An 18,975-nucleotide genomic window follows, 5' to 3' on the forward strand; every position below is an offset into this window, starting at 1 on the left:
ATGCAACAAGTTGTCGTAACTGTAAATCCACAGCCGACGTTAACAATCAATAACCCAAACGTGGTTGTAAATACAGGAAGTTCTGTAACGCTCGACGCGACTTCAAATGCCTCGATAATATGGTATAATGCTGCGGGAACTGCACTTCCGGGAGATACAGCCGGACCATTCCCAACGCCGGGCTTTTATACATTCACAGCAGTAGCTACACTTGGCAGCTGCTCTGTAAGCCGTAATGTTTTTGTAAGTGTAATTGATGCTGATGAATGTCCGCCGCTCACCGAAAGAAAATACGCAGACACCCAAAGCTGGAGTTCCATCATCACTGGCGGCGTTGCAGATGCACCTGCAGCAGTTGACGGAAATCCGCGTACGTTTTCAACAATCGTCACCGGACTCGGGTTACTCGGAATTGGCACCACATGGCAAACTTTACAATGGAATCAAACCATCGCAGCGGGAACTCCGGTAACCGTAAAATTAGGTTCTGAATACAGCGGATTGATTGTCGCCGGCGCTTATTCAATCGTAGGTACAAAACGAAATGCGTCGAATATACCGGTTGATATCGGGAATATTCAGCCGGTATCAGGTTCTTTAGTTGATTTATTAACGGGACAAAATACTTTTGAATTTACGTTCGTTCCGGCAAACGGAGCAGGGCCACAGGCGTATGACGGTGTAAGGATCATAGTCGGCTCGCTCGTGAGTGTTGCACAGAATGTAAAAGTTTATGAAGCGTATTACGATAGAAATGTAACACAAATTGCCTGCAATTCTGATGATGCTGAAGATGTTTTCTACGGTGCTGTCGATTTGGGTGTTGGTGTTGCCTCAGCTACAGTTGGCGTTGCCGACCCTTATGATGCGGTTGATACCGACGTAAATACTTATGCAACAATGTTCAGCGGTGCGGGAATTTTGGCTACAGCCGAATTGACAGTAGATTTTCATACGCCAACATTTTCTGGTGATACAACACAAATAATTGTTTCAAGACCAGCAACAATTCTAGATTTAAACTTATTGGCTGGAATTTCAATTCAGCTTTTCCTTGGCAATTCCCCTGTTGGGGCACCAATTGTAAATAACTCGAGCTTATTAAGCCTTACTTTGTTGGGAGGAGGTGCGCAGGCAAGATTGACAATTGCTCCGCAATCACAACCGTATGATCGTATAAGGATCAGGTTTGGGGGCGTTGCTTCGGTCCTGGATTTACTACGAGTGAATGATATTCGTAGAAGTGCGGACACTTCAGTCGTTGGTGCCGATAATACAAATACCGTCCAAGCGTGTCAGGGAACGAGCATTCAATTGACAACTACCCAACAGGATTGCAGCAGCTATATCTGGTATGACGCTGCGACAGGTGGTAATGTGGTTTCTACTGGGAATAGCTTTACAATTCCTGCGACGTTGGCTGCCGGCACTTACACTTATTACATTCAGGCGATTCGCTATGGCTGTCCGACTTTTGATCGCAGAATAGTAACCGTTGTCGTTGGAGCAACAGCACCTTCAACTGCCATTGCATCGGTGAGCATCAACGGCGGTGCTGATGATACCATTTGTACACCAACCGGAACAGTAACATTAGCCGCAACTTTAGCCGCTGCACCGCCCATTACGAATCCGATATTTTATTGGTATAATGGAAATACGCTTGTTACAGGCCAGACAACTTCAAGTTTGGTATTGAACGGATTGGCTCCCGGAACTTACACCTATTCCGTAGGCATAAGTTCAGATGAATATTGCCAGACTGCTGTTGCCGACAGGACTCAGGTGACGTTTACTATTTTGCCATTTTCTACAGTTGCCAATATAACCGCTTCAAATGCGTTGATTTGCACCGGAACAAATGCTGTGATTACGCCTTCATCTGCGTTGGCAAATCCGCAATTCTATTATTATTTTTCAAATAATAATACGCAGCCAATTACAAACGGAACAGTCGGCGGCGTGACTTACACCATTGCGCCAAACGGAACGCTTACAGTTTCGGGACTGACAGCATTGGGAAGTCCATACACCTATTATATCGGATTGGTAAGTGACGCAAGCTGCCTCAACCAATCAGGAAATTTCAAACCGGTTACAATTACCGTAATTGATTCCGGCATACCGACAACAACAGATACCACACAGGATTTCTGCGTTTCGGAAAATCCGACCGTTGCTGATTTGCAGGTCAATGAACCGAATGCTGTTTTTTATGATGCCGCTTCAGGCGGAAACTTGATTCCCGCAAATACTGCCTTGGTAAACGGAACTACTTATTATGCGGCTTATGATGCATCTGTCGGATGTGCGAGCACCGCAAGATTGGCTATTACAGCAACAATCAGCAATACTGCAACGCCAACCACAATCGATACTACGCAAAATTTCTGTATTTCAGCAAATCCAACGATTGCCGATATTCAGGTGAATGAAACCGGCGCAATATTTTATAGTGCTGCAACCGGCGGAACAGCTTTGAATCCGACTGCGGCTTTGGTCAACGGCGCAACGTATTACGCGGCTTTGGTGAACGGCACAACAAACTGCGAAAGTTCAGTAAGACTTGCAATTACAGTGACACTTGACGATGTTCCAACGCCTTCAACAAATGATACCACGCAACAATTCTGTTTTTCAGAAAATGCGACCGTTGCTGATATTCAGGTCAATGAATCGAATGTGATTTGGTATAATTTGGCGTCGGGTGGAAGTCTGCTGCCGGCAACTACAGCTTTAACAACCGGAAATTATTATGCTGCTATTGCTCAAAGTGGCTGTGAAAGTTCTGTAAGATTGTTAGTCGCTGTGACCATTATAAATCCGGCAGCGCCAACAACTACAGATACCACACAAGACTTTTGTTTGTCTGAAAATCCAACGATTGCTGATATTCAGGTCAATGAAACCGGCGTAGTTTTCTACAATTTACCAACAGGCGGAACTGCTTTAACTGCAACAACACCATTGACAAATGGCATTTATTACGCTTCAATTACTGAAGAAGGTTGCGAGAGTTCAGTAAGACTTGGCAATCACAATTTCAATATCAGACCCGGCTGCGCCAACTACAAATGATGCCACACAGGAATTTTGTGCGGCTAGCAATCCGACAGTTGCTAATTTACAGGTCAATGAAAGCAATGTTGTTGTTTATGCGACTGCTACTGGCGGAAGCGCGTTGCCATCTTCAACGCTTTTGACAAATGGAACAACTTACTATGTTTCCCAAATTATAAATGCCTGCGAAAGCTCCGTGAGATTAGCCATTACCGTAACATTAAGCACAAACGGAACGCCGACAACCAACGATGCAACGCAAAATTTCTGCACGGCACAAAACGCAACAGTTGCTGATATTCAGGTCAATGAACCAGATGTTGAATTCTTCACTACAGCTTCAGGCGGAGCAGCTTTAGCAACTACAACGCCGCTTACCAATGGCATTTATTATGCGGCTTTTAGCACAGCTTCGGGATGCAGTGGTGTTACACGTCTCGAAATTACGGTGACAATCGGAAATCCGGCAACGCCAACAACAACTGATGCAACTCAGGATTTCTGTACTTCAGACAATCCGACCGTTGCAGATTTGCAGGTGAATGAGCCGAATGTGATTTTCTACGTTTCGCCAACGGGCGGAACTGCATTAGCTTCAACTACCAGTTTGTCCAACGGAATTTATTACGCTGCGATTTCTGAAAATGGCTGTGAAAGTTCGACAAGACTGGCAATCACGGTTAGTTTGACATCTCCCGCAACGCCTACAACAAATGATAATTCACAAAATTTCTGTCAGGCGAATAACCCAACGATTGCGGATATTCAGGTGAATGAAACAGGCGTTATATTTTATGACGCTGCCACAGGTGGAAATGCTTTAGATCCGACTATAGCATTGGTCAACGGGGCGACATACTATGTTTCGCAAATCGTAAATGGTTGTGAAAGTTCCACTCGTCTTGCCATATCCGTCACTTTTGGAACACCGTCAACACCTACAACCGGTGATGATACGCAATCTTTCTGTAAAATTGATAATCCGACGGTTGCCAATTTACAAGTCAATGAAAGTGGCGTGCAATTTTTCACAACTGCTTCAGGAGGAACCGCTTTGGCGTCAACAAACGCGTTGGTTTCCGGAAATTATTATGCCGCTTTCGACGGAACGAACAATTGCCCGTCGGCAACAAGGCTTTTAATTGCCGTTACCGTGAATGACGCTGCGACGCCTACAACCAACGACAATACACAGGATTTCTGTACTACTTCAAATCCGACTATCGCAAACATCCAGACGAATCAGCCGAATGTGATTTTTTACACGGCTGCAACAGGTGGAAGTGCGCTGGTTTCTTCAACACCGTTAACATCCGGAACGTATTATGCCGCATTGCTCGATCCGGTTTCTGGCTGCCAAAGTTCGATAAGACTGGCGATTACCGTAACCGTTAATAATGGCGGCACTCCGGCAATTACCGGTGGCGACGGCGACGCCTGCATCGGCGAAAGCGTTACTTATACCACCAATCCCGGCAAAACCAATTACGTTTACACAGTCGTGAATGGAACGGTGACCGCTGGCGGAACAACAACTGATAATACCATCACGATTTCGTGGACAAATAACGGAGTTGGAACTGTCACAGTTGTTTACACAGATAGTTGCTCCAATACAAATACCGCAATTGCAACGGTCAACGTCACAACTTGTTCTGATATTACAATTACAAAAACCGTCGATAACCCAACGCCGTCAGTTAATGATAATGTTGTCTTTACGATTACCGTCAGCAATGTCGGTTCAGGGCAATTTACAGATTTGGTTGTGACTGATGTTTTACCTTCGGGATATGCTTTCGTCAGTTCAAACGCTTCGATTGGAAGTTATAGCAACATAACCGGAATTTGGAATATTCCGCAACTGAACGCTAACCAGACCGCAACACTTGCGATTACGGTGAAAGTACTTCCGACAGGCGATTACCTGAACACCACTTCAATCATTTCGTCAAATCCTCCTGATTCCGATCCGGGAAATAACCATGCTGAAGTGACGACTGATCCGTTATGCTTAATCGTTTACAACGAATTCTCGCCAAACGGTGACGGCTCAAATGAAACGTTCCGTATCGACTGCATCGAAAATTATCCGAACAATTCTATTGAAATCTACAACAGGTATGGTGTTTTGGTGTATACGAAAAAACAATACATGAACGATTGGGATGGCACGCCAAACGTCGGAACTTTCGGTAGGCAAGATAAGCTGCCTTCAGGGACTTATTACTTCATTCTTAATACAGGTGTCGACGGAATTGTCAAACAAGGCTGGGTGTACCTCGCCAGATAATCGCACCAATTTATCAATCTAAAAATAATAAGTATGAAACCATCTATAAATTTCAGAAAAACAGGGTTGCTGATTGTCTTTTTAACCGCGATGAACATGACCGCGCAGCAAGATCCGCAATATACGCAATATATGTACAATACGATGACCATTAACCCGGGTTATGCCGGTTCGACCGGTTCGCTTGACGCCGTTTTGCTGCACCGCTCACAATGGGTTGGGATAAGCGGCGCACCGGCAACACAGGCTTTCGGGATTCACGCGCCATTGGCCAATGAACGCGTCGGACTCGGATTCAGTGCCGTAAACGACCGCCTCGGGCCATCGAATGAACTATACGTCGACGGAAATTTTTCCTATACCATTAACTTCGATTATGATAAAAAACTCGCGTTTGGTTTAAAAGCCGGCGCGAGAATCCTAACATCGATTGGTCGAAAGGGATTTATTACGACCCGAATGACGCATTGCTCAACACCAATGTTGACAATAAAGTCAATGCCTCGATTGGTGCCGGAATTTTCTTTTATACCGATAACTGGTATGCCGGACTTTCTGTTCCGAATTTCCTTCGCGGCGATTATTACGATGATGTACAGGAATCGGTAAACACCGAAAGGCTGCATTATTATGCGATTGGAGGTTATGTTTTTACTTTTTCAGATAATTTCAAATTCAAGCCCGCAGTGATGCTCAAAGCTGTCAGTGGTGCGCCGGTTTCGGCAGATTTTTCTGCGAATTTCCTTATTCAGGAAAAGTTGACTTTAGGTGCTTCTTATCGATTGGATGATTCCGTAAGCGCGCTCGCCGGTTTCCAGATCACGAACAGCATTTTCGCCGGATATTCCTTTGATTATACGGTCACTGACCTCAATAAATACAACGACGGTTCGCACGAAATCATCATTAGATTTCAGTTGATGAAGGCAGCAAAACGAATTAAATCACCAAGATTTTTCTAAAACAAGAAGCCATGAAAAAAATATACTTTCTCAGTTTATTGTTGTGTTTTACTGCCGCTTTAGGCCAGTCGAAACTCAAAAAAGCCGACAAGCTTTTCAAGGATTATTATTATCTGGATGCGATTAAAGCTTATGAAGATTATCTCGTGAAAAACGATAAGCCAACGGCGCAAACGGTCAGGAATCTCGCCGATTCGTATTACTTCAGCGATGACAGCCGCAACGCTTTGAAATGGTATAAAAAGTTATACGAAATGCAGGGCGATAATCTCACTGATCAGTATTTTCTCAGGTATGTGCAGTCGCTAAAAGGTGTAATGGATTATGACCAGGCGAACAAAGCCATTAAGGAACGCCTCGACAAGAAAGGCGACCAGAAGGAAATCGACCGCTATGTTTTTCAAAAGCGCGTCAACGACAGCCTGGCGAATGCGAAACCTTTGTATAAGGTAAGAAATCTCGAGATCAATTCGACGAAATCAGATTTCGGAACCGCTTTTTACGGCGATAAAGTCGTCTTTGCCTCAAGCCGCGACACGATGAAATTCGCCCAAAAGCTCTACAGCTGGAACAAACAGCCGTTTTTAGATTTGTATGTTGCCGAAAGAAATGCCGCCGATGGAAGCCTATCCAATGCGACAGTGTTTTTCCCTAACGTCATGACGCGCTATCACGAAGCAACGATTACTTTTACCCCCGATCTGAAAACGGCTTATTATACAACCAACGTCGTCAACAAAAATGACAAACTCATCGTCGATAAAAAACTAACCAACAATTTTCAAATCGTAAAAGGAAAAATCGACGGCGAAAAACTCACGAAACTCGAAAAATTATTCTTCGACAGCGATAAATATTCAGTCGGTCATCCTGCTTTGAGCGAAGACGGGAAATGGCTGTTTTTCGCTTCAGATATGCCCGGCGGTTATGGAGAAACGGATTTGTATGTTGTGCAGATTGCCGAAGACGGAACGATGAATTCTCCGCAAAATCTCGGGCCGACGATTAATACGATTGGAAATGAATTGTTTCCTTTTTTCAGAAACGGTACTTTGTATTTTGCATCCGACGGGCATTACGGTTGGGGTGATTTGGATGTTTACGAAAGTAAATTCAGTGGCGGACTCAATTTCTCAGAACCCAAAAACCTCGGCGCGCCCATCAACAGCAACAAAGACGATTTCTCTTATATCGTTGATGCGAACGACACTTACGGCTATGTTTCCTCGAATCGTGCGGGTGGAAAAGGCGACGATGACATCTATTATTTTACAAAAGGCAAACCTGACTGTAACCAGATTGTTTGGGAAAAGTCATCAATTCCAAATCAAAATTACCGATTGCCGACGCTTCGATTACTGTTTATGACCCTTTCGGGGATTCAAAAGCCGTCGTGAAAACTGATGCTGATGGAAAATATAAAGTCACCTTGCCATGCAGCAAAAAGTACCGGTTTGTCGCCTCGAAACTCAACCACAGCAGCGACGAAAAACCTGTTGAAACGAAGGATAAAGATGGTGATGAAATTCCCGATGTCAACTTCGAACTCAGCAATTATGCCGATTTGGTGAAAGTTGATAACGGCCAGGAAAAATCATCGTGAACCCGATTTTCTTCGAATATGACAAATGGGACATCACACCGCAAGCCGCTGATGAACTCGACCGCGTGGTTTATGTGATGCAGAAATTCCCCAATGTAAAAATCAAGATTGAATCACACACCGACTCGCGCGGAAAAGACGCTTACAACTTAAAATTGTCTGACAAACGCGCCAAATCGACACAGCAATACATCATTTCAAAAGGCATCGATTCATCAAGAATTGAAAGTGCCATCGGTTATGGCGAAAGCCGACCTGTCAACCGCTGCAAAAACGGCGTCAAATGCTCAGAGGAAGAACACCTGAAAAACCGACGATCCGATTTTATCGTGATACAAAAATAAATGGTAGTTTTTATTTTCATGGAAAGCCACTTCTCCGGAGGTGGTTTTCCTTTTTTTAAAACTTTGCGTCTTCGCGCCTTTGCGAGAATAATGCATGCAAAGGCGCGAAGACGCAAAGAAAATTTGGCGGGAAGTATAAAATTTCAATAAGAATTATTACTTTTAAACGAAATAAATTCCCGCATTTTACAGCATTTCTATGGACATCCAACAGCAAATCCAGGCATTACGCGAAACCCTCAATACACACAATTATAATTATTACGTACTCGATAATCCGACGATTTCAGATTACGATTTCGACCTGAAACTAAAGGAACTCCAAAAACTCGAAGATGAAAATCGCATTTCTTCGACGAAAATTCGCCAACGCAAAGAGTAGGCGGAATGATCACCAAAAATTTCCAGACCGTTGCGCATGATTACCGCATGTATTCGCTCGATAATTCCTATTCAAAAGAAGATTTGATCGATTGGGAAAAACGCATCCAAAAAGTTTTAGGCGATGTGCCGCTTGAATATACCTGCGAATTGAAATATGACGGCGCATCCATCAGCATCACTTTTGAAAACGGAAAATTAAAACGTGCCGTAACGCGCGGCGACGGTTTTCAGGGTGACGATGTGACGAATAATATCAAGACGATTAAATCGATTCCGCTTGCGCTGAAAGGCGATGATATTCCGGAGAAATTTGAAATCCGCGGCGAAATCATTTTACCGCTCGAAGGTTTTGCAAAAATGAACCAGGAACTGATTGAAAATGGTGAGGTTCCTTATGCCAATCCAAGAAATACTGCTTCCGGGAGTTTGAAATTGCAGGACAGTTCGGAAGTGGCAAAACGCCCTTTGGAATGTCTTTTGTATTTTTTGATTGGAAATAATTTACCGTTTTCTACACAATTTGATGGATTAGAATCCGCCAGAAAATGGGGATTCAAAGTCCCGAAAGAAGCCCGGCTTGCCAAAAATCTCGAAGAAGTTTTTGCGTTCATTGACCATTGGGACATCCATCGTCACGATTTGCCTTATGAAACCGACGGTGTTGTCGTAAAAGTAAACAGTTTTCAATATCAGGAAGAACTTGGCTATACCGCCAAATCTCCGCGTTGGGCGATGGCTTACAAATTTAAATCGGAACAGGTTTCGACGCGATTGAATTCGATTTCTTATCAGGTTGGAAGAACAGGCTCGATTACGCCGGTCGCGAATTTAGCGCCTGTTCAATTGGCAGGAACTGTTGTAAAACGCGCCTCTTTGCACAACGCCGACCAGATTGAAAAACTCGATATCAGGGTAGGAGATGAGGTATTTGTAGAAAAAGGCGGCGAAATCATTCCGAAAATTATTGCTGTAGATTTTACCAAAAGACCTGAAAATACAGCGCCAACACAATACATTACCCATTGTCCTGAATGCGATACCAAACTTGTCAGAGGTGAAGGCGAAGCCAATCATTATTGCCCTAATTTCTACGGTTGCCCACCGCAGATTATCGGCAGGATACAACATTACATTTCAAGAAAAGCCATGGATATCGAAGGTTTGGGTGGAGAAACGGTCGCTCTACTATATAATAATAACCTCGTCCATAATTATTCAGATTTGTATGAACTCACGATTGACGATATTTTGCCACTTGAAAGAATGGCGCAGAAATCGGCAGAAAATTTAGTGAATGGCATAAAAAAATCAAAGGAAATTCCGTTTGAACGTGTTTTATTCGCGCTCGGAATCCGCTTCGTTGGTGAAACCGTTGCCAAAAAACTCGCCAAGCATTACAAAAACATAGAAGCTTTAAGCAAAGCCACATTAATGGATTTGATTTTAGTAGATGAGATTGGGGAAAGAATCGCCTCAAGCGTCATTGAATTCTTCGAAAATGAAGAAAACCAGCGCATCATCGAACGTCTGAAAAACTTTGGCGTCCAATTCGAAATCGTCGAAAAACATAATCCCGACGCCACCAATTTACTCGAAGGCAAAACATTCGTCGTCTCAGGAGTTTTCGAAAAATTCTCACGTGACGACCTCAAAAAAGCCATTGAAGACAACGGTGGAAAAGTCGGAAGTTCAATCTCAGCCAAAACCGATTATGTGGTTGCAGGGGATAATATGGTGCAGGCGAAACTGGAAAAAGCAGTGAAGTTAAATGTGCCGATCATCACTGAGGACGATTTTATTAACATGTTATCCTGATAATATTGAACCATTAAGACATTAAGGTTCATTAAGTTTGTTCTTAACTTTTCTTAATGTCTTAATGGTTTTAAAAAAAACTAAACGGTTATCGTTCTCGCAGCATGAACCTTCGATTGATTGCTATCAAAAGTAAAATCAATCCTGCCCAGATTAATCCCATAACAACCCACCTGGTTCACCAAAACATCAACACCTTCAATATTTTTAACAATAGTAGGTTTGTCAAGAAAAGTATGCGTATGCCCGCCGATGATCAAATCAATGTCTTTCGTTTTCGCCGCTAAAGTCACATCGCAGATTTTATCCGGCTCATTTTTATATTGGTAGCCAAGATGCGAAAGACAAATCACCAAATCGCATTTTTCTTCGTGTCTTAAAATTCGCGCCATGTCCTGGCTCACAGAAACCGGGTCGTTATAAACAGTTTCCTTATAATTTTTCTTGTCGACCAAACCCTGCAGCTCTACGCCAAGTCCGAAAACGCCAACCTTAATTCCGTTCTTATTGAAAATTTTATATGGCTTTACAATCGTGTCAAGAATCGTATTCTTAAAGTCATAATTTGCAGAAACAAACGGAAAATTCGCATTCGGCAATTGCTTGTAAAAACCTTCAATCCCGTTGTCAAAATCGTGGTTGCCCATCGTGCAAAGGTCATAATTCATCATGCTCATCAACTTGAATTCAAGTTCGCCGCCATAATAATTAAAGTAAGGCGTTCCCTGAAAAACGTCGCCGGCATCGAGCAGCAAAACATTTGAAGCCTCTTTTCTAATCGATTCAATCAAGGCTGCGCGCCTTGAAACGCCACCCATATTCGGGTTTTTCGCATCCGTCGGCGGAAACGGGTCGATGTGGCTGTGCACGTCGTTCGTATGCAAAACCGTCAGTTGTTTTACCTGACCTGCACCAAATCCCATCCCGAAAACCGGAATATTCGGCAACGCCAGAAGTGCTGAAGTTGCCGCTGTTTTTTGTATGAATTCTCTTCTTTTCATAATAGTTGCCACAAAGGCGCTAAGTCACAAAGTTATTTAGATGTCATCCCGAGCGCAGTCGAGGGACGTCGTTGGCAGAATAGTTCTTAATTATTCTACAATTATCCTCTTATCACTAATAAGAGGAACAATTTTCACTTCCTTAAAATAATCAATCAAAATATCCCTCAATTTGTATTCCATGTCAAAACTGCCGGTATTTTTTTTAAAGAAAACCATATTATCGCCGCCATTTGACAGATAATCGGAGGTCGCCACATAATATGTTTTTCCCATTTCCAAAGGCTTTCCCTGTACCAGAATATTTTTCGACTGCCCGCTTTTGTCAATCGTAAATCCCATTCCTGACAGCGGATGCGGTTTTTTCTCCTTAATAATATAATCGGCAATTTCCTTAATTTGTTCGCCTTTCATCGCAATTACGATCAGGCTGTTCTCAAACGGCATAATTTCAAAAGCGGTTCTTGTTGTGATATCACCTTTCGGGATGATGGCGCGGATGCCGCCATGGTTTAAAAGACAAATATCGATATGCTTGTTTTCTCTTTTGATAAAAACCGAATCGCCTTTTTTAAGTGTCACATCGGCCATAAAATTGCCCATCGGGCTTTGCCATTCACCAATTTTGTCAATGGTTTCGGGCGCAATGGCGAGTACGGTATTTAAGTCGGCATCTAGTTTTTCGCGATACGGTTTTACAAAATCTTCAATCGCAGGCGTCTGGGAACTTTTATCGGTAATGCCGATTTGCTTTCCTTTTATTTCTGTGATGGTGTTGTGCTGACTTCCGCAAGCCGCAAAAACCAGAAATGTTAAGAATAAAACAAAATGACGCGATAAAACGTTATACTTTTTTAGATTTACCATCGAAAATACGGCTGAATTTAATTAAATTTGTAATCCGGTAAAAGTACTATGTTTCTGAAATTTTTTAAAGATTTTTTCTTAAAAAGAAAGTTAAAAAAAAGCCTGTCCAATGTTAAGAATGAATTTTCAAACGAAAGCATCAGGACGGTCGGGATTTTAATTGATGAAAGCTATTTTACTGAAACAGAAAATCTTATCAGTGAATTAATCGCCAACGGAATCCATGAAGCTGATGTTACGCTTTTAGCTTATCGCGACAAAATCAAAAAAAACGAAACTTTTGCACATACGACTTTCAGTCTTAAAGATTTAAGCTGGGACGCCGAAATCATAAATGAAGATGTGAAGGCTTTCATGAAAAAAGATTTCGATTTGCTCATCAATTATTATGATGTCGAAAAAGCCGCATTGCTATTGGTAAGTTGCACGACAAAAGCCGGATTTAAAGTCGGTTTTTCAACCATAGACAAAAGGCTGAACCACTTTATGATCAGTACGATTGCCGAGAATTACAAAGTTTTTACCGACGAATTATTCAGATACCTCAAAATTTTAAACAAAATATGACCATGCCATCATTTTTCGGAACCGGAATTGCACTCGTTACGCCTTTCAAAAAAGATTTTTCCGTAGACACGGAAGCCCTGACCAGAATCGTCAATTTTGTCATCGATGGCGGCGTTGAATATTTGGTCGTTTTAGGAACAACTGGCGAACCGGCAACACTTACGAATGATGAAAAGGAATTGGTTATTGACACCATTGTAAAAGCCAACAACGGCAGATTGCCACTCGTTTTAGGCGTTGGCAGCAACAATACCGCACAAGTGGTTGAGGAATTGAAAACCCGCGATTTCACGCATTTTTCCGCGATATTATCCGTTTCTCCTTATTATAATAAACCAACACAGGAAGGTATTTACCAGCATTTTAAGGCTGTCGCCGAAGTTTCGCCGCTGCCGGTGATTTTATATAATGTTCCGGGAAGAACGGCGAGTAATGTTTTGCCGGCTACAATTATCCGTCTGGCGAATGATTTCAGCAATATTATTGGTGTAAAAGAAGCTGCCGGAGATATCGTCCAGGCGATGAAACTGATTCAGGACAAACCGAAAGATTTTCTTGTAATTTCGGGTGACGATATGGTAACGCTTCCGATTGTACTGGCTGGTGGGGCAGGAGTAATTTCAGTAATTGGCGAAGGTTTTCCGAAAGAATTCTCAGAAATGGTACGCCTCGGATTGGCTAAAAAAGTTGATGAAGCATACGCTTTACATTACAAAATCGCAGATTCAATTGACATGATTTTCGAACAGGGAAATCCGGCTGGTGTGAAAGAAATCCACAAAGTTTTAGGCCTGTCTGAAAATACCGTCAGGCTGCCGTTGGTTTCGGTTGATGATGAATTGGCCGGGAGAATTCATTCATTCGTCAAAAAAAACCATAATTAATAAAAATCAAACACGGATTACACAAATTTCTGCGAATTAATTGGTGAGAATTTGTGCAATTCGTGTTAATCAATTTTCCATAAAATTTTAGCAATTCTTTAGCAACTTATATCTGTTTTAAACCCTTTATTTACAACAGAAAAAAAATGTTTTGTAGTCTGCAATTAATAACTAAATTTGCTCCCGTGATTTCGGGATTTTTTTTCAATCGGGAATCTGCATGAAATCAACAAAATCCAATACAAAAAATGAAGAGAATTTTTGCCTTATTGCTTGTCGTCGTTGCGCTAAGTGCCTGCAGTCCATACCAAAGAGCATTGAAATCTGAAGATGTAGGTCTGAAGTTTGACGTAGCTACAAAAATGTACGAAAAAGGCAAATACACCAAAGCGATACGACTTTTCGAGCAGATTGCGCCGGCTTACCGCGGAAAACCGCAGGCAGAAAAGATGTTTTATATGTATTCCAAATCATTTTACAATACGAAACAATATTATTCTGCAGGTTTCCAGTTTGAAAGCTTTGCATCGAGTTATCCGAAAAGCGAAAAGATGGAAGAAGCCTCGTTTTTAGGAGCAAAAAGCTATTCTTACTTGTCGCCGAGATACAGTTTAGACCAAGTTGATACATACAAAGCGATTGATAAATTACAGTCTTTCATCGACAATTACCCGAATTCACAGTACATGGGCGAAGCAAATGAACTTGCAAAAAAATTGAGAGAAAAACTGGAGAAAAAGGCTTTTGAAATCGCAAAGCAATACAATACGATTATGGATTATCCTTCGGCTTTAGTAGCTTTTGATAATTTCATTGCCGATTTTCCGGGAACACCTTACAAGGAAGACGCGCTTTATTTAAGATTTGATTCGGCCTACAAATTGGCGATCAACAGTATTCAGGCGAGAATGGCGGAAAGGCTTACTTTAGCCAAAACGGCATACAATAACCTGATAAAATTTAAAGCAGACACCAAATACAAAGCAGAGGCTGACGAAATGCTGGCCAAAATTGAAACAGATTTAAAACAATATTCTAAATAAAAAGTCATGGATTTAAAAAAGACGAATGCACCGGTAAACACTATCACTTACAACAAAACCGTAATTGAAGAGCCAACCGGCAATGTATATGAGGCAATCACGATTATGGCTAAAAGAGCAAACCAGATCAATTCTGAAATCAAGAAAGAACTGACAGAAAAACTGGAAGAATTTGCGACTTATAATGACAGTCTTGAAGAAATCTTCGAAAATAAAGAGCAAATCGAAGTTTCTAAATTCTACGAAAAATTGCCAAAACCACACGCTTTGGCAGTTCAGGAATGGCTAGACAACAAAATCTACCACAGAGATTCTACAAAATAAAAACTATATGTCAGTTTTAAGCGGAAAAAAAATATTACTGGGCGTTTCTGGTGGAATTGCCGCTTACAAAACTGCAACATTAGTGAGACTTTTCATAAAAGCAGGCGCACATGTCCAGGTGATCATGACGCCTGCTTCTAAGGATTTTGTAACGCCGCTTACATTGTCCACGCTCTCCAAAAATCCCGTTCATTCTTCGTTTTATAATGAAGATGACGAGAATGCCGTCTGGAACAACCACGTCGATTTAGGCCTTTGGGCAGATTTGATGGTCATTGCACCGGCAACGGCTAATACGATGTCGAAAATGGCCAACGGCACCTGCGACAATCTTTTATTAGCTGCTTATTTATCGGCGAAATGTCCTGTTTATTTTGCTCCGGCGATGGACTTGGATATGTACAAACATCCGTCGACTTTGGCGAGTTTCAATGCATTGAAAAGTTTCGGAAATATTATCATTCCCGCTGAATCCGGTGAACTTGCAAGCGGACTTTCAGGAGAAGGCCGAATGGCAGAACCAGAAAATATCGTGGCTTTCCTTGAAGCCGATATCGAAAGCAAATTGCCCCTGAAAGGAAAAAAAATACTAATTACTGCAGGTCCGACATACGAAGCCATAGATCCTGTGCGTTTTATAGGAAATCATTCGTCCGGGAAAATGGGTTATGATATTGCCGAAAAGGCTGCAGCACTTGGTGCTTCTGTGGTTTTGATTTCAGTGTCCGACACATTTGAAAATCAGCAAACCGCACATTGAAATTGTTCATGTAACGTCAGCTTTAGAAATGTACGAAGCCTGTCACGCGCATTATAATTCCTGTGATGTGGCTATTGCCGCTGCCGCGGTTGCAGATTACAGGCCAAAAGTTGTGGCAGAACAGAAGATAAAAAAAACGAAGGCAGATTTTACAATCGAACTTGAAAAGACAAAAGACATTCTGGCATCGCTGGGCGAAATCAAAAAGAATCAGTTTTTAATCGGATTCGCGCTCGAAACCGAAAACGAAATTGAAAACGCAAAATTGAAAATCCGGAAAAAAAACCTAGATTTGATAGTTTTAAATTCACTTCAGGACGAAGGCGCTGGTTTTGGGAAACCAACCAATAAAATCACATTCATTGACCGCGCTGAAAATACCGAGCCGATGGAGTTAAAATCGAAGGAAGAAGTAGCCGCAGATATCCTAAATAAAGTAATCAATCATTATGCATAAAATACTGGTTTTCTTTTTGTTAATGTTTTTCGGAATCGCAAATTCCAGGAACTTAATTGCACTGTCCAGGTCAACGCTGACCAGATTACGACAACCAACAGGCAGATTTTTAAGACACTTGAAAAATCACTTAACGAGTTCGTCAACAAGACAAAGTGACCAACCAGACTTATAAACAGAAAGAGCGTATCGAATGTTCAATGTTTATAAGTGTTTCTTCTTATAGCTCAGACCAGTTTGTAGCAACAATTCAGGTGCAATCGTCGCGCCCGAGTTTTAATTCTACTTATTCTTCACCGGTTTTTAATTTCAATGACAAGGAGTTTTCTTTCCGTTATACAGAGTTTGAACAACTTATTTTCGACCCGAATACTTTTGATTCCAATCTGGTTTCGGTGCTTGCTTTCTACAGTTACATTATAATTGGAATGGATGCCGATACTTTTGCTCCAATGGGCGGTTCTGATTTTTACGCACAGGCGCAAGCCGTTGCAAGTACAGCACAAACAGGAGGATTTAAGGGATGGAGCCAGATTGACGGCAACCAAAACCGTTATTTTTTGATCAATGATTTGATTTCGAATACTTTTGCGCCAATCCGTGAAACTTTATATTCTTATCATTCTGAGGGTCTGGATATCATGAGCGAGAATGTAAAAGGAGGAAAGCAAAAAGTCAAAGACGCCATCATGAACCTTGAAAAAATATATGCTTTAAGACCGAATGCATTCCTTACCAGGGTATTTTTTGACGCCAAAGCAGATGAAATCGTTTCCATTTTTTCAGGAAGCCCGACAGTTGATATTGCCGATTTAACTCAGGAATTAGGCAAACTTTCTCCAATCAACAATTCAAAATGGTCGGCGGTAAAGCTTTAGGATTTTTTTCCTAAATTGCTGCAGTATTGAATTTAAAAACGCACCATGCTTACTTCGTTGTCTATCAGGAATTTTGCGCTGATTGAAAAATTATCCATTGATTTTTCCGGCGGCTTTTCCATTATTACCGGTGAAACGGGAGCAGGAAAATCAATACTTCTGGGCGCATTGGGATTGGTTTTGGGAAAACGCGCCGATCTTTCATCCCTTAAAAATAAAGAAGAAAAGTGCGTCATTGAAGCGCATTTTCAGATTTCAGCCTATCATTTAAAAGGTTTTTTTGAGGCGAACGATCTCGATTACGAAGACATTACAATCCTTCGCCGCGAAATCCTTCCGACAGGAAAATCCCGCGCATTCATTAATGACAGTCCGGTAAATCTGCAGGAATTGCAGGATTTGGGATTGTTCCTGATTGACATCCATTCGCAGCACCAGACACGGGAATTGTCAGACGAGAAAATCCAGTTTGAAATCATCGACGCGATTGCCGGAAATCAGCAAAATGTTGTTGCGTTTGAATCGCTTTTGCGAAAATTGAAAGCTGATAAAAATGAACTCGAAAATTTAAATGCTGATTTAAAAGATGCGAGAAAAGAACAAGATTACAACACTTTTTTATACGAAGAATTAGAAAATGCCAAACTTGTTTCAGGTGCACAGGAAAACCTCGAAAGCATTTATGAACAGCTCAATAATGTCGAATTTATTAAAGAGAATTTAAGCAAATCGTTGTCTTTTGCAGACAATGAGCAATTCGGTGTTTTACAGAACCTGAAGGAAATTAAAGCTTCACTGCAGAAAATTGCTTCGCTTTCACCGGAATTTTCAATTTTATCGGAACGCATCAATAGTGTGTTGATTGAATTTGACGATGTAGTTTCAGAATTGAATCTTACAAGCGAAAAACTCATCGATGACCCAACGCAATTGGAATTGGTCAACAACCAGTTGCAGACGATTTATAATCTTCAGAAAAAGCACCAGGTTGCTACGATTGATGAACTGTTGCAAATTCAGAATGAACTCGAAAGCAAAGTCGTTTCTGTCGAAAATCTTGAATCAGCCATTAAAAATCTTGAAACACAGATTTCCGGGAAGAAAGCCGATTTAGATGAAAATGCAACTATAATTACACAAAATCGTAAAAATGCCATTCCGGTTTTATCGGGAAAACTTATTGAAATTTTATCAGAATTAGGTATGCCGAATGTGCGTTTCAATATTGAATTATCGCCTTCTGAAAATTATTTTTCCAACGGAAAAGACGAACTCAAATTCTTATTTTCTGCTAATAAAGGTTCCGATTTCGGCTTGCTGAAAAAAGTCGCTTCGGGCGGGGAAATGTCAAGAATCATGCTTGCCGTAAAAGCGATTCTCTCCCAATATTCAAAATTGCCGACAATCATTTTTGACGAAATTGATACGGGTGTTTCAGGCGAAATTGCCAATAAAATGGCAGAAATCATGAAAAATATGAGTCAGGACATGCAGGTTTTCGCGATTACGCATTTACCGCAGATTGCTGCAAAAGGCGATGAACATTTCAAGGTATTCAAATCGGTTTCAGGCGAACAAACCGTGTCAGAACTGAAATTATTATCGAGAGAAGAGCGCGTTTCTGAAATCGCCGAAATGCTTTCCGGAAAGAACATTTCCGACTCTGCCATAAATCATGCAAAAGCCTTGTTGAACTGAAAAAACAGGCTATCTTTGTAATACCAGATTCGTTT

Annotated in this window: 13 protein-coding genes and 4 pseudogenes; 15 read left to right on the plus strand and 2 right to left on the minus strand. The window is 41.6% G+C overall.

Annotation, left to right across the window (positions count from 1 at the left end):
* From ACSLFW_RS10530 to ligA, 8 genes and pseudogenes are all read left to right on the plus strand, one after another.
* Nucleotides 1-3,078 carry an immunoglobulin domain-containing protein gene (locus tag ACSLFW_RS10530; protein WP_436555703.1) on the plus strand — a complete coding sequence of 1,026 codons (3,078 nt, stop codon included), beginning with the start codon at nt 1-3 and terminating at the stop codon, nt 3,076-3,078.
* Complete coding sequence (locus tag ACSLFW_RS10535) at nt 3,029-5,353, plus strand: gliding motility-associated C-terminal domain-containing protein (protein ID WP_436555704.1); 2,325 nt, start codon at nt 3,029-3,031, stop codon at nt 5,351-5,353. The genes ACSLFW_RS10530 and ACSLFW_RS10535 overlap by 50 nt, the downstream gene beginning before the upstream one ends.
* A gap of 96 nt (nt 5,354-5,449) precedes the next feature.
* Nucleotides 5,450-5,710, plus strand: a pseudogene (locus ACSLFW_RS10540) (PorP/SprF family type IX secretion system membrane protein); the annotation flags it as partial.
* A 110-nt stretch (nt 5,711-5,820) separates the two neighbouring features.
* The gene (locus tag ACSLFW_RS10545; protein WP_436555705.1) at nt 5,821-6,315 is read left to right on the plus strand and encodes a PorP/SprF family type IX secretion system membrane protein; all 495 of its coding nucleotides are present in this window, start codon (nt 5,821-5,823) and stop codon (nt 6,313-6,315) included.
* Between the two features lie 11 nt (nt 6,316-6,326).
* Nucleotides 6,327-7,712 carry a hypothetical protein gene (locus ACSLFW_RS10550; protein ID WP_436555706.1) on the plus strand — a complete coding sequence of 462 codons (1,386 nt, stop codon included), beginning with the start codon at nt 6,327-6,329 and terminating at the stop codon, nt 7,710-7,712.
* Nucleotides 7,619-7,918, plus strand: coding sequence for a carboxypeptidase regulatory-like domain-containing protein (locus tag ACSLFW_RS10555; protein WP_436555707.1), 300 nt, complete (start codon nt 7,619-7,621; stop codon nt 7,916-7,918). The genes ACSLFW_RS10550 and ACSLFW_RS10555 overlap by 94 nt, the downstream gene beginning before the upstream one ends.
* Nucleotides 7,915-8,262, plus strand: coding sequence for an OmpA family protein (locus ACSLFW_RS10560; protein WP_436555708.1), 348 nt, complete (start codon nt 7,915-7,917; stop codon nt 8,260-8,262). The genes ACSLFW_RS10555 and ACSLFW_RS10560 overlap by 4 nt, the downstream gene beginning before the upstream one ends.
* Before the next feature lie 199 nt (nt 8,263-8,461).
* A pseudogene (gene ligA / locus ACSLFW_RS10565) lies at nt 8,462-10,461 on the plus strand (NAD-dependent DNA ligase LigA).
* A gap of 80 nt (nt 10,462-10,541) precedes the next feature.
* Here ligA and ACSLFW_RS10570 read toward each other — a convergent pair.
* Nucleotides 10,542-11,462: a bifunctional metallophosphatase/5'-nucleotidase gene (locus ACSLFW_RS10570; RefSeq protein ID WP_436555709.1), complete on the minus strand. Its 921-nt coding sequence runs from the start codon at nt 11,460-11,462 to the stop codon at nt 10,542-10,544.
* A 90-nt stretch (nt 11,463-11,552) separates the two neighbouring features.
* Entirely contained in the window at nt 11,553-12,329 is a 777-nt protein-coding gene (locus ACSLFW_RS10575) for a 5'-nucleotidase C-terminal domain-containing protein (RefSeq protein WP_436555710.1), read from the minus strand.
* 48 nt (nt 12,330-12,377) lie between these two features.
* Between ACSLFW_RS10575 and ACSLFW_RS10580 the strand changes: the two genes are divergently transcribed.
* The 7 genes and pseudogenes from ACSLFW_RS10580 to recN all read left to right on the plus strand — a co-directional run bounded on the left by ACSLFW_RS10580 (nt 12,378) and on the right by recN (nt 18,940).
* Nucleotides 12,378-12,896, plus strand: coding sequence for a DUF6913 domain-containing protein (locus tag ACSLFW_RS10580; protein ID WP_436555711.1), 519 nt, complete (start codon nt 12,378-12,380; stop codon nt 12,894-12,896).
* A gap of 2 nt (nt 12,897-12,898) precedes the next feature.
* Nucleotides 12,899-13,780, plus strand: coding sequence for a 4-hydroxy-tetrahydrodipicolinate synthase (gene dapA / locus ACSLFW_RS10585; protein ID WP_436555712.1), 882 nt, complete (start codon nt 12,899-12,901; stop codon nt 13,778-13,780).
* 248 nt (nt 13,781-14,028) lie between these two features.
* Nucleotides 14,029-14,823 (plus strand): outer membrane protein assembly factor BamD, encoded by a 795-nt coding sequence (locus tag ACSLFW_RS10590; protein WP_436555713.1) that lies wholly within the window; start codon nt 14,029-14,031, stop codon nt 14,821-14,823.
* A 6-nt stretch (nt 14,824-14,829) separates the two neighbouring features.
* Complete coding sequence (locus tag ACSLFW_RS10595) at nt 14,830-15,147, plus strand: DNA-directed RNA polymerase subunit omega (RefSeq protein WP_026706405.1); 318 nt, start codon at nt 14,830-14,832, stop codon at nt 15,145-15,147.
* Between the two features lie 7 nt (nt 15,148-15,154).
* Nucleotides 15,155-16,364: pseudogene (gene coaBC / locus ACSLFW_RS10600) on the plus strand (bifunctional phosphopantothenoylcysteine decarboxylase/phosphopantothenate--cysteine ligase CoaBC).
* Between the two features lie 105 nt (nt 16,365-16,469).
* Nucleotides 16,470-17,242: pseudogene (locus tag ACSLFW_RS10605) on the plus strand (DUF4835 family protein).
* A gap of 45 nt (nt 17,243-17,287) precedes the next feature.
* On the plus strand, nt 17,288-18,940 hold the full coding sequence (gene recN / locus ACSLFW_RS10610; protein ID WP_436555714.1) for a DNA repair protein RecN: 1,653 nt from the start codon (nt 17,288-17,290) through the stop codon (nt 18,938-18,940).
* Nucleotides 18,941-18,975 lie beyond the last annotated feature (35 nt).

Origin of the sequence: Flavobacterium sp. 3HN19-14, from assembly GCF_051373205.1 — a bacterium.
Classification (GTDB): Bacteria; Bacteroidota; Bacteroidia; order Flavobacteriales; family Flavobacteriaceae; genus Flavobacterium.

Bases quoted from the DNA above. Each gene is read 5' to 3' on its own strand.
- ACSLFW_RS10530 (WP_436555703.1), top strand. From the start codon at position 1: ATGCAACAAGTTGTCGTAACTGTAAATCCACAGCCGACGTTAACAATC.
- ACSLFW_RS10550 (WP_436555706.1), top strand. From the start codon at position 6,327: ATGAAAAAAATATACTTTCTCAGTTTATTGTTGTGTTTTACTGCCGCT.
- ACSLFW_RS10570 (WP_436555709.1), bottom strand. From the start codon at position 11,462: ATGAAAAGAAGAGAATTCATACAAAAAACAGCGGCAACTTCAGCACTT.
- ACSLFW_RS10575 (WP_436555710.1), bottom strand. From the start codon at position 12,329: ATGGTAAATCTAAAAAAGTATAACGTTTTATCGCGTCATTTTGTTTTA.
- ACSLFW_RS10580 (WP_436555711.1), top strand. From the start codon at position 12,378: ATGTTTCTGAAATTTTTTAAAGATTTTTTCTTAAAAAGAAAGTTAAAA.
- dapA (WP_436555712.1), top strand. From the start codon at position 12,899: ATGCCATCATTTTTCGGAACCGGAATTGCACTCGTTACGCCTTTCAAA.
- ACSLFW_RS10590 (WP_436555713.1), top strand. From the start codon at position 14,029: ATGAAGAGAATTTTTGCCTTATTGCTTGTCGTCGTTGCGCTAAGTGCC.
- ACSLFW_RS10595 (WP_026706405.1), top strand. From the start codon at position 14,830: ATGGATTTAAAAAAGACGAATGCACCGGTAAACACTATCACTTACAAC.
- recN (WP_436555714.1), top strand. From the start codon at position 17,288: ATGCTTACTTCGTTGTCTATCAGGAATTTTGCGCTGATTGAAAAATTA.